Genomic DNA, 14,181 nt, shown 5'->3' on the forward strand with positions numbered 1-14,181 from the left:
TTGTGCCTGTTCCTGATCCAGCTCTGGCGCACGCCCGCCTGTCCGGCCCCGCTCAATTCGGCTTCTTAACGGACGACTAAAGAGTTTAATTTTCCGCCAGCATGCGAGTTAATCGCCTTCGAGTGATGCGCGCAGATACGGTCGGGTGCTATGAATGCAACGTTGTAGGCAATTTTAGTGCAGTGCCATTAGGTGATCGCAATAGACATAGCCTGACCAGCATCCAGTTTTCCGGTTGTGGCATCGACGGTCTTCTGAAAGGTGCCGTTGAGCCCGATGCTTTTGTTCAGGAAGCAATTCCTTGTGCAGCTCAACAGACGATCAATCATAAACGCTTTGACTAATAAGCTTCCGTCATTTCAAGGAGGAAAACCATGGTCAAACGTATTCCAATTACGGACAGCAATCTTTTCGATCATCAATTCGGTACTGATGATGTCTTAACCGGCTTTTCAATTCAACCAATGGTGTGTTTGGTGATGCCGGGAAGAACATATTGGATCATGCTCGCGGTGGAGATGACACCATCAACGCGGATGGTAGCTTCTCGACGCTCGCTCTTTACGGAGATGCAGTCGGAAATATCTACGACTACGGCGCTGGCGGGAATGACAGTCTAAATGCCACGGTCTCTCCTACAGATCCCTCGTCGTTTGTTCCTGTCAAATTAAGTATGTACGGTGATGCTGGTGGTAACATGTCCGGTCATGCGACCGGCGGCGATGACACCCTGACGGCTAGCGTCAGCAATCTGCCGTTCAACATCAGTATGTTTGGCGATGCTGGAGGCGATATCTCCGGCTACGCAACCGGGGGCAACGATACACTTTTGTTCGTGGGGATGCTCAAATCGGATGCCCATCAGCCGGTTGTGATGTATGGCGATGCGGGCGGCAACATCTTGGGCCACGGCGTCGCTGGCAACGATATTCTTGATCTCAGCCAGGGCTTTCATCACGATGGAAACTACATGCTCTATGGCGACGCAGGCAGAGATATTTCCAACTACACGCTGGCCGGCGATGACATCTTTAAGCTGAAGGGCTTACAGAACACGGCCGTCATCTACGGTGACGCTGGGAGCAATATGAGCGGCCATGCCATTGGTGGCAACGATACGGTCATCAACAGCAGCGGGCAAGGTGATTGCACATTCTATGGCGATGCGGGCGGCAGCCTGTCGGACCACGCGCATGGTGGCAATGACAACTTCATCGCAGGCAATGATGGCCGTCTATTCTTCTATGGGGACGCGGGCGGCAACCTCGGCGACCAGGCCGTTGGCGGCGACGACACATTCAGCGGGGCTGCCGATTCCACCGCTCTAATCTATGGCGATGCATCGACAATGTCCGGCAACGCTCGCGGCGGCAACGACACATTGGTTATCGGTCAATCCGGCGGAAGCAGTCTAGGTGTAGGCGACGCACAAAGCATGTCTGGCAATGCTCAGGGCGGGAATGACCTGTTAACTGCCGCACCTCCCTCTTTTGCTCAAGCACATGGCACGATCGTGTTCGTTGGCGACGGCCAAACTATGTCGGACAGTGCTTACGGGGGCTGCGACATTCTTACAGGGTTGAATGTGACGGCTGCACAGGCAATCGGGACGTTTAACAGCACCCTGTTCGGGGATGCCCAGACCATGGCGGACAATGCATGTGGCGGCAATGATAAGCTAATTAGCGGCACCGGAAACGACGACATGTGGGGTGACGCTCAGGTGATGCTAGGCGACGCCAACGGAGGCAACGATGCTTTCGTGTTCAACTTCAATAATGGACACGACAAGATCGAGGACTTCGGCCAGGGTCTCTCGAATTTGGGAGCCGACCACATCGATGTATCTACGCTTGGCATCGAGGACTTCAGTGGAGTTACCATCTCAGCGTTTGATCCCACGACACATGAAAGCACGATCACGCTCAGCTCAGGCAATGACCTTGTGGTGCATAGCGAGGAAGCACTCAGGCCTCAGGATTTCATTTTCGCGCCGCATGACCTCTTGATCTAGGCGTCGCGCGAGCGGCTACGATCCAGTGGGAATCGACCAAGATCGAAACCGAGCTAGAATTACATTCTTCAGTTCGCTTTCTAAGTTCAATGCACTTTCGCGTTCGACTGCGAAGATGGTCTTCAGCGAATAACTTGTTCTATCGCCGCCAAGCGTCCTGGCGTTTTCACACAGCCAAGACCCATAGCCGACCTGCCACAAGCAACCGGTCCAGGACCGCTTATGGCCCGTAGCTGACCTGCCGCGCCCAGCCGGTGGAGGACCGTTTGTGACCCATAGCAGTCGTCAAGCTAATGGCTAGTTTTCTTGATGCAAACTGGCTCACTGTTGGGGACGCTCTTGCAATCCCAATCTGGGCCGAAGCCAGACGCCTGATGAACGGACGGATATCGAACAAGAACGACAGTACAGACACATATCAGAACAACGGCAAAGAGGACGACGAAGACGTCACTGTGCGTGAACTGCCACCTGAGCCATCTCATCGTTCGTTCCCGGGTTAACTACCATTCTCGCAATTAGCCTCGCCTCGTTAAAGATCCAGTCGACCAAGTTCGGAGAAATTGAGCAATTGGCGCGAGGCGAGCTTTTGGCCTTAAGCCGAAGAACGCCCGAGCCGCCGCGAAGTCCGGTCTCGCCGGTCATCCGGACGCCGACCTGAACCTGCATCGGCGGCGGCTTGTGACCCATGGCGGTCAGACGAAGTCGGGGATAGAACAGCGTTCAAACTGGACCTAAGACCCATGGCTTTTTGGACAGCGGCGCGGTTGGGTTGTTGATGGCCTATCTCCTCGGCTCGGTCCCCACGGGCTATCTGGCGGGGAAACTGCTCAGGGGTATCGACATCCGAAGGCATGGCTCCAGGTCCAGCGGGGCAACGAATGTCTTGCGCACTCTCGGCAAATGGCCTGCCTTGTTCGTGCTCGTCGGCGATGTGCTGAAGGGCGTGGGTGCCATTATCGTCGCGCGTTCGTTCTGTCCTTGGCTGTACGCGGAATTATCCCCGCCGGCGACAGCGTCTGATCTGCAGGTCTGGGTGCCATGGGCTGTTTTGTCTGGCTGGAATTGCCGTGCTGTTGGGACATAGCCGATCGATCTGGCTGAACTTCACGGGCGGCAAGTCGGCCGCGGCCGGGCTCGGTGTGTTGCTGGCGATGTCGTGGCCCATGGGATTGGGGGCTGCAGCCGCCTTTGGCTTCGTGCTGGCTATGACCCGGATCGTTTCCTTGAACTCGATGCTCGCGGCGTTGACGGCAATTGTTCTTGTCTGCGCGGTCGAGCACCCATTGCCGTATCGGTTGCTGGTGATCGGAGGCGGCCTCTACGTGATCATCCGCCATCGTGCCAACATCCAAAGGCTTTTGGCGGGAACGGAGCCGCGTCTGGTTCGAAATGGCCAGGGTACGAAAGCGGAAGCGCAGGTTTAGCACAGGACTCATCGGCGGCCGCTTATTGAGGTGCCGCAACGCCCGGTCGTCGAACGGGCCTGAACGCTGTGCGGGTGACTTGCGCGTCGCAGCGCGCCCGGGACACCAGAGCGCACAAAACGGGGCCCACCGGGCCCCGTCGAAAGTCCGTAGTCTATCCCGCGATCCTGTTTGTCTTGGCTTCACTGAATCCGACGTGCCCGCGCGCGACCAGCTGGCAGCATGGACTAACGCGTGCGTCCTGACCGCTTGAGATCGGCGACCTTGAACCTGTTGCCGGCCTGCAGGCTGCTGCAAAACCAGTGAGCTCTGTTTCGAAACTCGCCCAGGAACACCTTCGTCTCGACGCAATTCTCGTAGGATGTATGGGTGATGGTGTCTCGGCACGTTGGCGAGAAAGGTCCATAGTTCACGTTACCGCCCGACTCGCTGCATCCAATCCAGGGCTCGTTGCCGTGCCGGAAGCTTGATGCACAGCCGCCGTTGCAGCTGCTGGCGACTTTCTCCAGGCTGGCAATCCTCCCCATCACAGAACCCGGCGCATAGGAAGGCGTGCGCGCGGTTGGCGTTCGAGCTGTTGATACAGTCCGACGCGGCGCAATTGTGTTTACTCCCCGCTCCGACAGATGCGGCCTTGCCACCTGTTTCGGCGCGTCGACCGTGACGGGGGGAATCGTGGCGGCGGAGCCGGTTGGGATTTGCGACGCTGCCGGCGCGCACAGCAAGACGGTCGACAAGGCAGCGACGGCTGAAGGCACGACAAGGCTTGATGAGAATCTCATGACCATGTCCTTCCAAAGCCGGGACGGACATTCCGCCCGGCAAGTGCACGGTAACATACATTTGGAGGCGGGCAACCGAGGGTTGATAGAATAACTGGCGATGACTCGCGCGCCGAGCTCAGCTCTCGTGCCCCGGTCGCAGCGCAGCGTCACGTCCACGGGGCGCTGCTGCGCGTCCGGGACACGAGAGAGGGGCCAAAATAAAACGGGGCCCGAAAGGGCCCCGCAAAAGTCTTCTACGTTCCGCGATCTTACTTGATCTTCTTACTTGATCTTGGCTTCGCGGAATTCGACGTGCTTGCGCGCGACGGGATCGTACTTCTTCTTGACCAGCTTGTCGGTCATGGTGCGCGAATTCTTCTTGGCGACGTAGTAGAAGCCGGTGTCGGCCGAGGACACGAGCTTGACCTTGATGGTGACCGCTTTGGCCATGTTCAGTACCTCAGGAATGAAGGGAATCTGGAGCCGGCCAAATGGCCCGCGTTGGCCGGCAACCTAGCCAGAAACCGCCTGATGTCAAGATTTTAGGGCTCGAAAAGCACTCAAATCGGGCCAATCAGGCCTCGAAGAACCGGTTTTTCGGCCGCGGCAGGCCCAGATTCTCTCTCAAAGTGGGCCCTTCGTACTCTTTCCGGAAAATCCCGCGGCGCTGCAGCTCCGGGACCACCTTGTCGACGAAATCGTCGAGGCCGGCGGGCAGGAACGGGAACATGATGTTGAAGCCGTCGGAGCCGCGCCCGACCAGCCATTCCTCCATCTGGTCGGCGATGGTTTTGGCCGTGCCGACGAAGGATAGCCCGCCATAGCCGCCGACGCGTTGGGCGAGCTGGCGCACCGTGAGCTTGTCGCGAGCGGCGAGGTCAACCATGCGCTGGCGGCCGCTCTTGCTGGCGTTGGTCTCGGGAATTTCGGGAAGCGGTCCATCGGGATCGAAGCCGGAGGTATCGGTGCCGAGGATGACCGAGAGCGAGGCGATGGCGCTGTCGTAATGCACGCGGCTGTCGAGCAGCGCGCGCTTCTCCCTGGCCTCGTCGACGCTGTCGCCGACCACGACGAAGGCGCCGGGCAGGATCTTGAGGTGTTCGGGATCGCGGCCGACCTTCTCCATGCGGCCCTTGATGTCGGCATAGAGTTTCTGGCTGTCGGCAAGACTGCCGCCGCCGGTGAAGACGGCTTCCGCGGTCTCGGCGGCGAGCTGCCTGCCATCCTCGGAGGCGCCGGCCTGCACGATCACCGGCCAGCCCTGGACGGGGCGGGCGATGTTGAGGGGACCGCGCACTTTCAGATATTTGCCGTGATGGTCGAGCACATGCATCTTGGCGGGATCGACGAACACGCCGCTGTCGACATCGCGGACGAAGGCGTCGTCGGCAAAGGAATCCCACAGGCCGGTGACAACGTCGTAGAACTCGCGGGCGCGCTTGTAGCGCTCGGCGTGCTCCATGTGGTCGTCGAGGCCGAAATTCAGCGCCGCATCCGGGTTCGAGGTGGTGACGATGTTCCAGCCCGCACGCCCGCCGCTGAGATGGTCGAGCGAGGCGAAGCGCCGCGCGACGTGATAGGGCTCGTCGAACGTGGTCGAGCCCGTCGCGATCAGGCCGATCCGCTCGGTGACGGCGGAGAGCGCCGACAACAGCGTGAACGGTTCGAACGAGGTGACCGTGTGGCTGCGCTTCAGCGCATTGACCGGCATGTTCAGCACGGCGAGGTGATCGGCCATGAAGAAGGCGTCGAACTTGCCGGCCTCGAGCTTCTGGATCAGCGTCTTGATGTGGCCGAAGTTGAAATTGGCGTCCGGCCAGGCCCCGGGATAGCGCCAGGCGCCGGTGTGGATGCTGATCGGGCGCATGAACGCGCCAAGCTTGAGTTGCCGTTGTGCCATCGCCCGGTGTCCGTTCTTGGTGTCGTTCCGGAAGACATAGGCATGCCCAGGAACTCCGCCATCGGGGGAGGCGGGAAGATTATTTTGTTTTTCGATGCGCGCTCAGCACATTCGCGTCATTCCGGGGCGCCGCGTAGCGGCGAACGCGGAATCCATCGAGCAGCAAGGACGGTGTTGAATGGATTCCGGGTTCGCCGCTACGCGCGTCCCGGAATGACGGAGGAGAGACGTGGGCCCGCGCGGCCAGTCAGCTCAAAATATCCTTCTGCATCTTGCCGCCGTAGAAATGGAAGAACGGCACCGGCGCATCATGGCGGAGCGGGCCGGCGGCAAGGCGCGCGTCGAGCTCGTTGAGCACATTGCGCGTCATCGGATGCAGATCGGCGAGCGGCTTTGAGCCGAGCTCGACCCAGACCAATTCGACAAGCTCGGCATCGGCATGGATCACGCCGTCGACGCGATGGGTGATCGCGGAGGCGTCCGCCGTGAAGAAGCGCGTGTCGAACCGCTTGACGCGGCCGGGCGGGGTGATCGCGCGCGCGATCAGGAACAGGCTAGAGGGATCGGGCAACAGGCCCGCATCCGCGAACGGCTTCCAGGCGCCTTCCAGTTTCGCCTTGCCCTCGGCCTTGCGTCCCAGGCAGAGGCCGGTTTCCTCGCAGGCCTCGCGGATCGCGGCAATCGCCAGCGACTTGGCGCGCGAGGCCGGCGTCTTCGGACTGCCCTTGGCGAGATTGGCTTCGAGCTCGGCGGTTACAGGCGCCGCGCACGGCACGCGAAAATCGTCCTTGTCGACGCGGCCGCCGGGGAAAACGAATTTTCCGGGCATGAACACCACCTTGTCGTGGCGCTTGCCGACCAGGACCTTTGGAATGGCTCCGCTGCGGTCGACCAGGATCAGTGTCGCCGCATCCCGCGGGCGGAAATAGGGATGATGGTCGGCTTCCTTGCCCTCGTGGATCTTCGCCTTTTCCGCCTGCGCCGTATCCGTCATGTCCTCACCCAAACCACTTTTGCTTATTTTGCTTACACCGGCGGAATACCATCCGTCGGGTTCTCGTCAAACCCGTGCATGCGCAGGGCCCATTGCAATCCGACCACGGCTCCCTTCACCGGCTGCAGCAGCGCCAGCGAGGCGACGAAGGTGAAGGGCAGATAGGCCGCGAAGCTGATCCAGACCGGCGTGGTGTAATTGGTCTCGATCCAGAGGATGCTGGGCACCACGATATGGCCGACGATGACAATGACGAGATAGGCGGGCAGATCGTCGGCCCGGTGCGGCGTAAAATCGAGGCCGCAGACCGCGCAATTGTCTGCGGTCTTCAGGAAGGCGCGGAACAGCTTTCCTTCGCCGCAGCGCGGGCAGCGGCCGCGAAAGCCGCGCCTTATCGCAGCAAAGACGTCGCGCTTCTCGACGAGGCCGGTCTCGCGGGTCCAGATCTTCGGGGCTGTGCTCACCATGCCTTGCCCTTCTGACCCTTGCCCTTGCTTTTTCCCTTTGTCTTTTTCCCTTTGCCGGGCTTCGGCTTGTCCGGCTTGCGCTTCTTGTCGGGACTGCGCCCCGGATGCGCCTTAAACGAGGGGCGGCGTTGCGGACCGGAGGACCTGCGGTGCCGCGGCGCGGTCTCACCCGTCGATGACAGCAGCTCGAAGCGCAGCGCGCCTGCGATGGGAGCTGCTTCGATCAGGCGGACGTCGACGACGTCACCGAGCTGATGCATGGTGCCGCTGCGCGTGCCGACGAGGGCGTGGCGGCCCTCGTCATAGTTGAAATATTCCGTGCCGAGGGATCGGATCGGGATCAGGCCGTCGGCGCCGGTCTCAGCGAGCTTGACGAACAGGCCGGCGCGCGTGACGCCGGAGACGCGACCCTGGAAGCTCGAACCGATGCGGTCGGCGAGGTGATGGGCGATCAGGCGGTCGACGGTCTCGCGCTCCGCTTTCATCGCGCGCCGCTCGGTGACCGAGATGTGGGCTGCGACTTCGCTCAACGTTTCCGGCGTCTCGGTGTCGGGCAGCGCGCCTTCGCCGAGACCGAGCGCGCGAACCAGCGCACGGTGCACGACGAGGTCGGCATAGCGGCGGATCGGCGAGGTGAAATGCGCATAACGGCGCAGGTTCAGGCCGAAATGACCGTAATTCTCCGAGGAGTATTCGGCCTGTGCCTGGGCGCGCAGCACGACCTCGCTGACCAGCGGAAAATGGTCGTGGCCTTCGAGCTGCGCCAGCACGCGGTTGAACAGAGCGGGGCGCAACGCGCCTGATTTCGCGAAGGGAACGTCCAGCGTCTCCAGGAATTCCGCGAGCGCGTGGACCTTTTCCAGGGTCGGCTCGTCATGCACGCGGTAGATCAGCGGCAGCGATTTCTTCTCGAGCATCTCGGCTGCCGCGACATTGGCGAGGATCATGAACTCCTCGATCAGCTTGTGCGCGTCGAGCCTGTCGGGCACGACGACGCGGTCGACCGTGCCGTCGCTCTTCAACAGGATCTTGCGCTCGGGCAGATCGAGATTGAGCGGATCGCGCTCGTCTCGCGCGCGCTTGACGCAGGCATAGGCGGCATAAAGCGGCCGCAGGATCGGATCGAGCAGGGGGCCGGTGGTGTCGTCCGGCCTCCCATCGATCGCGGCCTGCGCCTGGGCGTAGCTCAGCTTGGCTGCGGAGCGCATCAGGATGCGGTGGAAGCTGTGCGAGCGTTTGCGCCCGTCGGGCGCAATGATCATCCGCACCGCGAGTGCGCCGCGCGGCTCGCCCGGCACCAGCGAGCACAGATCGTTGGAGATGCGCTCGGGCAGCATCGGCACGACGCGGTCGGGGAAATAGACCGAGTTGCCGCGGTCGAGCGCGTCGCGGTCAAGCGCGGTGCCCGGTCGCACGTAGAAGCTCACATCGGCGATGGCGACATCGACGATGAAGCCGCCCTTGTTGTTGGGATCAGGATCCGGCTGCGCGTGCACCGCGTCGTCGTGATCCTTGGCATCCGGCGGATCGATGGTGACGAGTGGGACGTCGCGCCAGTCCTCGCGCCCCTTCAAATTGGCCGGCTCCGCCGCTTCGGCTTCGCGCTCTGCCGCGGGGCGGAATTGCAGCGGGATGTCGTGCGCGTAGATCGCGATCAGGCTGATCGCCTTCTCCGACTTGACCGAGCCGAGCTTCTCCTTGACGCGGCCCGACGCCAGCCCGAAGCCGCGCGAGCGGATGATGTCGACGCTGACGAGATCGCCGTCCTGCGCGCCGTGCGTCTCGGTCGGGGCGATGTTCAGCTCGCGGTCGGCGGACTTCTTGTCGACGGGGATGATCCGCCCGCCGCCTTCGGGCAGGCTGCGGAAGACGCCGAGGATGCGGCTCTTGGTCTTGTCGAAGACCTTGATGATGTGGCCGCGATAGGCCGGGCCTTCGGTTTCGTCGGAGCGCTCGACCCGTAGCAGCGCGCGATCGCCAACGCCGGCCGCGGTGCCGGGCTTGGGCCGGCGCGGCATCGTGATGAGGATCTTTGGCGGTTCGCCGCTTTCGACTTCGTCCCATTCGGTGGGGGAGGCGACCAGCTCGCCGTCGGCGTCGCGGCCGGTGATGTCGGCGACCAGCGTCGGCGGCAGGCTGTCCGGCTCTGAAATCGTATGGCGCTTTTTCTTGACGAGCCCGTCGTCGGCGAGCTCGCGCAGCATGCGCTTGAGCTCGATGCGGTCGGCGTTCTTCAGGCCGAACTCGCGCGCAATTTCGCGGGTTCCGACCTTTCCGGGATTTGCCTTGATGAAGGCGACGATGGCTGCCCTGTCGGGAAAGCCACGGTCATTCTTGCGTTTCACTTAACCTCTATTTGGTGCCGGCACTTTTCTTGGCCGGAGCTTTGGCGCCAGCTGCCTTGGTCGGCGACGTTTTGGCCGTCGACGACACGGCGGCGCGCGCCTTGCTGGTGGATTCGGATTTGGGTTTGGCCGCCTTCTTCGCGGCCGGCTTTTTGGTTTTTGGCGCGGCGTCATCGCCGTCGGCGGCCTTCGCCGCAGCCTTCTTGGCCTTGGCGGGCTTGGCCGCCTTCTTCGGCTTCTTGCCGCCGCCCTTGGCCGCGCGCTCGTCGATCAGTGCAATCGCCTGCGGCAGCGTGATGGCATCTTTCTCGATGTCGCTCGGGATGGTCGCGTTGACGCCGCCCGCCGTGACATAGGCGCCGTAGCGACCGCCCTTCACCGTGACGGTGCCGAGGCTGGGATGATCGCCGATCGCCTTGCCGGGATCGGCGCCGAAGCGGCGGCTCGGTCCCTTGGCGATCTTCTCCGCGATCAGCGTCACCGCGCGGTTGATGCCGATGTCGAACACTTCGTCGCCGGCTTCGAGGCTGGCATAGGTCTTCTCATGCTTCACGAACGGCCCGAAGCGGCCGAGACCTGCGGTGATCGGCTCACCGGTTTCCGGATGCTTGCCGATCTCGCGCGGCAGCGACAGCAGCTTGAGCGCAAGGTCGAGCTCGACATCTCCAGGGGAAGTCCCCTTCGGAATGCCCGCGCGCTTCGGCTTCTCGCCCTCCGCATAATCCTTCTGTTCGCCGAGCTGGATGTAGGGACCGAACCGGCCGGCCTTGACCCAGACATCGCGACCCGTATCAGGGTCCTGGCCGAGCGAACGATCGGCCGTGGCCTCGCCGTCGGCGGCGAGCTGACGGGTGTAACGGCATTCCGGATAGTTCGAGCAGCCGACGAAGGCGCCGAACTTGCCGGCCTTCAGATTCAGCCGTCCGTTGCCGCAGCTAGGGCATTGCCTGATGTCGCCGCCATCGGTGCGCGCCGGATAGATGTGCTGGCCCAGCATCTCGTCGAGCACGTCGAGCACCTGGGCTACGCGCAGATCCTTGATCTCGTCGACCGCGCCGATGAAGCCGGTCCAGAAATCCTTCAGCACCTGCTGCCAGGAAATCTCGTTGTTGGAGACGCGGTCGAGCTGCTCTTCCAGATTGGCGGTGAAGTCGTATTCGACGTAGCGGGCAAAGAAGCTTTCGAGGAACGCGACCACGACGCGGCCCTTGTCCTCGCCGTGCAGGCGCTTCTTCTCGAGCTTGACGTAGCCGCGGTCCTTGAGGACCTGGAGGATCGAGGCATAGGTGGAGGGCCGGCCGATGCCGAGCTCTTCCATGCGCTTGACCAGCGAGGCCTCGGAGAAGCGCGGCGGCGGCTCGGTGAAGTGCTGGGTGACGGCGAGCGATTGCCGCTTCAGCGCGTCGTTGGGGCTCATCGCGGGCAGGCGGCGGGAGTCCTCGTCCTCCTCGTCGTCGCGGCCTTCCTGATAGAGCGCGAGGAAGCCGTCGAACTTGACGACCTGGCCGGTGGCGCGCAGGTCCAGCGTGCGGCCGCCAACCTTCGCCGTGATGTCGACCGTGGTGCGTTCCAGCTCGGCCGATTCCATCTGGCTCGCGATGGTGCGCTTCCAGATCAGTTCATAGAGTCTCGCCTGGTCGGACTCGAGCTTGCGGCTCATGCTGTCGGGGCGGCGCGACATGTCGGTCGGCCGGATCGCTTCGTGGGCTTCCTGGGCGTTCTTGGCCTTGGCCTGGTACTGACGCGGCGCGTCCGGCACATAGGCGTTGCCGTAATCCTCGCCGATCACCTTGCGCGCCTGGGTGATCGCGGACGGATCGATCTGCACGCCGTCGGTACGCATATAAGTAATGAGTCCGGTGGTCTCACCGCCGATGTCGATGCCTTCATAGAGCCGCTGCGCGATGCGCATGGTATGCGCCGGCGCAAACCCGTATTTGCGGCTGGCTTCCTGCTGCAGCGTCGAGGTGGTGAAGGGCGCCTGCGGATTGCGCCGGGCCGGCTTGGCATCGACCGTGGTCACGGCGTAGCTGGCGGCTTCCAGCGCCTTCTTGAAGTCTTCGGCTTCCGCGCCGGTGCCGATGTCGAGCCGCTGGATCTTCTTGCCGTCGGCGCCGACCAGACGTGCCTCGAAGGCGTCGCCGCGCGGCGTCAGCAGGGTCGCGATCAGCGACCAGTATTCGCGCGCAACGAACTTTTCGATCTCGAGCTCGCGGTCGCAGACCAGCCGCAGCGCCACCGACTGCACGCGGCCCGCCGAGCGGGCGCCCGGCAGCTTGCGCCACAGCACGGGGGAGAGGGTGAAGCCGACCAGATAGTCCAGCGCGCGGCGCGCCATATAGGCGTCGACCAGCGCACCGTCGATCTGGCGCGGATGCTTCATGGCGTCCGTGACCGCCTGCTTGGTGATGGCGTTGAACACCACGCGCTCGATCTTGTGGTCCTTGAGCGCGCGCTTCTCTTTCAAGACCTCCAGCACGTGCCAGGAGATGGCCTCGCCCTCGCGATCAGGGTCGGTGGCGAGAATCAGGCGATCGGCGTTCTTGAGGGACTTGGCAATGTCGTTGAGCCGGCCGGCCGCCTTGGGATCGATCTCCCAGATCATCTTGAAATTGGCGTCGGGATCGACGGAGCCGTTCTTCGCCGGCAAGTCCCGGACATGGCCGAACGAGGCCAGAACCTCGTAGGACGAGCCCAAATACTTGTTGATCGTCTTGGCTTTCGCCGGCGACTCCACAATGACGATATTCATGTAGTTCCAGTAACTTATGGGGAAATTTGGGGCCGAATTCGATGAGATTCGGGTCGGCCCTTTCGTCCCGAACATGGGTGGTGAGGCCCTCGCTGTCAAATCGAGGGGTGTTGAAAGCTATCCCGATGGGAAAAGTTTCATATCGAGAAAGTTGCAAAATACCACCTTTGAGTTGCGGCCGATGTCGGCGTAATGTTTCTAGGGGGCATGGATTCGGGTGGGGGCTGGTGACTAAGCCAGGAAAGAAACGGGCCGGCGCCGCATCGCGCGCGGCGGGAGGCTCGCGTCACGAGGAACCGGGGGAGGGCGGCGTCGAGGAGGCGGTCGCCTTCATCGCCGAGCAGGTCGGGGCGCTGCGCAAGCTCGCCGAGCGCCACAAGCTCGACGTGCTGCATTATCTCCTGGGAATGACCAAGCTCGAGGCCGACGAGCATCTGCGGCTGCGGAGCAAGCGCAAGCTGTCGTGAAGGGGGGAGGCCGAGCGGAATCGATTACGCTGTCTCTCTCTCCGAGTCGTCCTGGCGAAAGCCAGGACCCATACCGCGAGGTCTATCGACCTGAGTGCGGTGCGAATTCCGGGTGACGAGTCTTCGCCAAACTCCTGCTTGGGATAATGGGTCCTGGCTTTCGCCAGGACGACGTTGGAGAGATGGCGCGCACCCGCTGACCGCCGCCGCGGCGGCGGCCGCGGCTTCAGCGTGGTATCCGCGTCGGGAAGCTACCACGGACCTTTTCCGTCAGCACATGCGCCTGATAGGCGCTACGCTCGCAATGACGGGTGAGGTTAGCCGTTGCGGCTTGCCATTTTGGCCAATCGCTGACCGAGATATTCGGCCGTGCTGAGGTCGGTCTGAGGCAAGGCGCTGTCGACCAGATGCGTCGCAAGGCCAAGCTGGCTGCCCAAACGATTGCGGCCACTCGGATCCTCCCCACCGGGAATATCCAGCCCGCACCAGAGCATGCCGTGCTGCGCGGCCAGAATGGAAAAGTAGGTCAGTGTGTGGAGTTGATCGCCGCCTGCGCAGGCGCCGGTGGTGAACCCGGCTGCGAACTTGTTGGCCCATTGTTGCCGGCTCCATCGATCGCTTGAAGCATCGGCAAACGCTTTGAATTGAGCGGCTGGTCCGCCCATATAGGTCGGGCTGCCAAATGCAACTGCGTCGGCGCGGTCGATCGTCTCCAGTAAGCTCTCATTCTGGAAGCGGCCTGACACGATGTCGCCGCCGGTGATGCGACAGAGCGTGACCCGCGCCCTGCCATCCGCTCCGCGCGCAACCGCATGCGCCAGCTTCTCGGTGGTGCCGGAGGTGGAAAAATAGACAATGGCGAGCAGGGGCATGGTGGTGCCACTTTGGTGGGACCTCGCCATCTTTGACGCTGTCGATGTCTTGTACAGGTCCCGCCACGCCGTCATTGCGAGCGCAGCGAAGTAATCCAGACTGGGTGAACGGGGGGCGGGATGGTTTTTTTTGTGGGGGCGCCAAAAACGGGGGGTGGGGGGGTGGACGTGTAAAAATT

The 14,181-nt window shown here is 62.3% G+C and carries 10 protein-coding genes and 1 pseudogene; 4 read left to right on the top strand and 7 right to left on the bottom strand.

Features of this window, described 5'->3' with window-relative positions:
• Positions 1-374 precede the first annotated feature (374 nt).
• The 3 genes and pseudogenes from AC0L30_RS01880 to plsY all read left to right on the top strand — a co-directional run bounded on the left by AC0L30_RS01880 (position 375) and on the right by plsY (position 3,441).
• A complete protein-coding gene (locus AC0L30_RS01880; protein ID WP_473403695.1) occupies positions 375-620 on the top strand; it encodes a hypothetical protein in 246 nt (81 codons plus the stop codon).
• A gap of 77 nt (positions 621-697) precedes the next feature.
• Positions 698-2,014 (top strand): calcium-binding protein, encoded by a 1,317-nt coding sequence (locus tag AC0L30_RS01885; protein WP_473403696.1) that lies wholly within the window; start codon positions 698-700, stop codon positions 2,012-2,014.
• A gap of 743 nt (positions 2,015-2,757) precedes the next feature.
• A pseudogene (gene plsY / locus AC0L30_RS01890) lies at positions 2,758-3,441 on the top strand (glycerol-3-phosphate 1-O-acyltransferase PlsY).
• Between the two features lie 1,046 nt (positions 3,442-4,487).
• Here plsY and rpmG read toward each other — a convergent pair.
• The 6 genes from rpmG to topA all read right to left on the bottom strand — a co-directional run bounded on the left by rpmG (position 4,488) and on the right by topA (position 12,663).
• Positions 4,488-4,655, bottom strand: coding sequence for a 50S ribosomal protein L33 (gene rpmG / locus AC0L30_RS01895; protein ID WP_007603295.1), 168 nt, complete (start codon positions 4,653-4,655; stop codon positions 4,488-4,490).
• A gap of 124 nt (positions 4,656-4,779) precedes the next feature.
• Positions 4,780-6,105 carry an LLM class flavin-dependent oxidoreductase gene (locus tag AC0L30_RS01900; RefSeq protein ID WP_007603296.1) on the bottom strand — a complete coding sequence of 442 codons (1,326 nt, stop codon included), beginning with the start codon at positions 6,103-6,105 and terminating at the stop codon, positions 4,780-4,782.
• A gap of 247 nt (positions 6,106-6,352) precedes the next feature.
• On the bottom strand, positions 6,353-7,099 hold the full coding sequence (locus tag AC0L30_RS01905) for an NUDIX hydrolase (protein WP_007603298.1): 747 nt from the start codon (positions 7,097-7,099) through the stop codon (positions 6,353-6,355).
• A gap of 32 nt (positions 7,100-7,131) precedes the next feature.
• Positions 7,132-7,566, bottom strand: coding sequence for a DUF983 domain-containing protein (locus tag AC0L30_RS01910; RefSeq protein WP_007603299.1), 435 nt, complete (start codon positions 7,564-7,566; stop codon positions 7,132-7,134).
• The gene (gene rnr, locus AC0L30_RS01915; RefSeq protein ID WP_473403697.1) at positions 7,560-9,911 is read right to left on the bottom strand and encodes a ribonuclease R; all 2,352 of its coding nucleotides are present in this window, start codon (positions 9,909-9,911) and stop codon (positions 7,560-7,562) included. The genes AC0L30_RS01910 and rnr overlap by 7 nt, the downstream gene beginning before the upstream one ends.
• 7 nt (positions 9,912-9,918) lie before the next feature.
• Entirely contained in the window at positions 9,919-12,663 is a 2,745-nt protein-coding gene (topA, locus tag AC0L30_RS01920; protein WP_219684940.1) for a type I DNA topoisomerase, read from the bottom strand.
• Between the two features lie 227 nt (positions 12,664-12,890).
• Here topA and AC0L30_RS01925 point away from each other — a divergent pair, with 227 nt between their 5' ends.
• A complete protein-coding gene (locus tag AC0L30_RS01925) occupies positions 12,891-13,130 on the top strand; it encodes a hypothetical protein (protein WP_007603303.1) in 240 nt (79 codons plus the stop codon).
• Between the two features lie 317 nt (positions 13,131-13,447).
• On the opposite strand, the gene AC0L30_RS01930 is transcribed toward AC0L30_RS01925, so the two are convergent.
• Complete coding sequence (locus tag AC0L30_RS01930; protein ID WP_473403698.1) at positions 13,448-14,002, bottom strand: flavodoxin family protein; 555 nt, start codon at positions 14,000-14,002, stop codon at positions 13,448-13,450.
• Positions 14,003-14,181 lie beyond the last annotated feature (179 nt).

This window comes from Bradyrhizobium sp. MI1.11, assembly GCF_055811255.1.

What these genes read in the sequence shown, in the direction of transcription:
- AC0L30_RS01880 (WP_473403695.1), top strand. Translation starts at nt 375, where the DNA reads ATGGTCAAACGTATTCCAATTACGGACAGCAATCTTTTCGATCATCAA.
- AC0L30_RS01885 (WP_473403696.1), top strand. Translation starts at nt 698, where the DNA reads ATGTCCGGTCATGCGACCGGCGGCGATGACACCCTGACGGCTAGCGTC.
- rpmG (WP_007603295.1), bottom strand. Translation starts at nt 4,655, where the DNA reads ATGGCCAAAGCGGTCACCATCAAGGTCAAGCTCGTGTCCTCGGCCGAC.
- AC0L30_RS01900 (WP_007603296.1), bottom strand. Translation starts at nt 6,105, where the DNA reads ATGGCACAACGGCAACTCAAGCTTGGCGCGTTCATGCGCCCGATCAGC.
- AC0L30_RS01905 (WP_007603298.1), bottom strand. Translation starts at nt 7,099, where the DNA reads ATGACGGATACGGCGCAGGCGGAAAAGGCGAAGATCCACGAGGGCAAG.
- AC0L30_RS01910 (WP_007603299.1), bottom strand. Translation starts at nt 7,566, where the DNA reads ATGGTGAGCACAGCCCCGAAGATCTGGACCCGCGAGACCGGCCTCGTC.
- topA (WP_219684940.1), bottom strand. Translation starts at nt 12,663, where the DNA reads ATGAATATCGTCATTGTGGAGTCGCCGGCGAAAGCCAAGACGATCAAC.
- AC0L30_RS01930 (WP_473403698.1), bottom strand. Translation starts at nt 14,002, where the DNA reads ATGCCCCTGCTCGCCATTGTCTATTTTTCCACCTCCGGCACCACCGAG.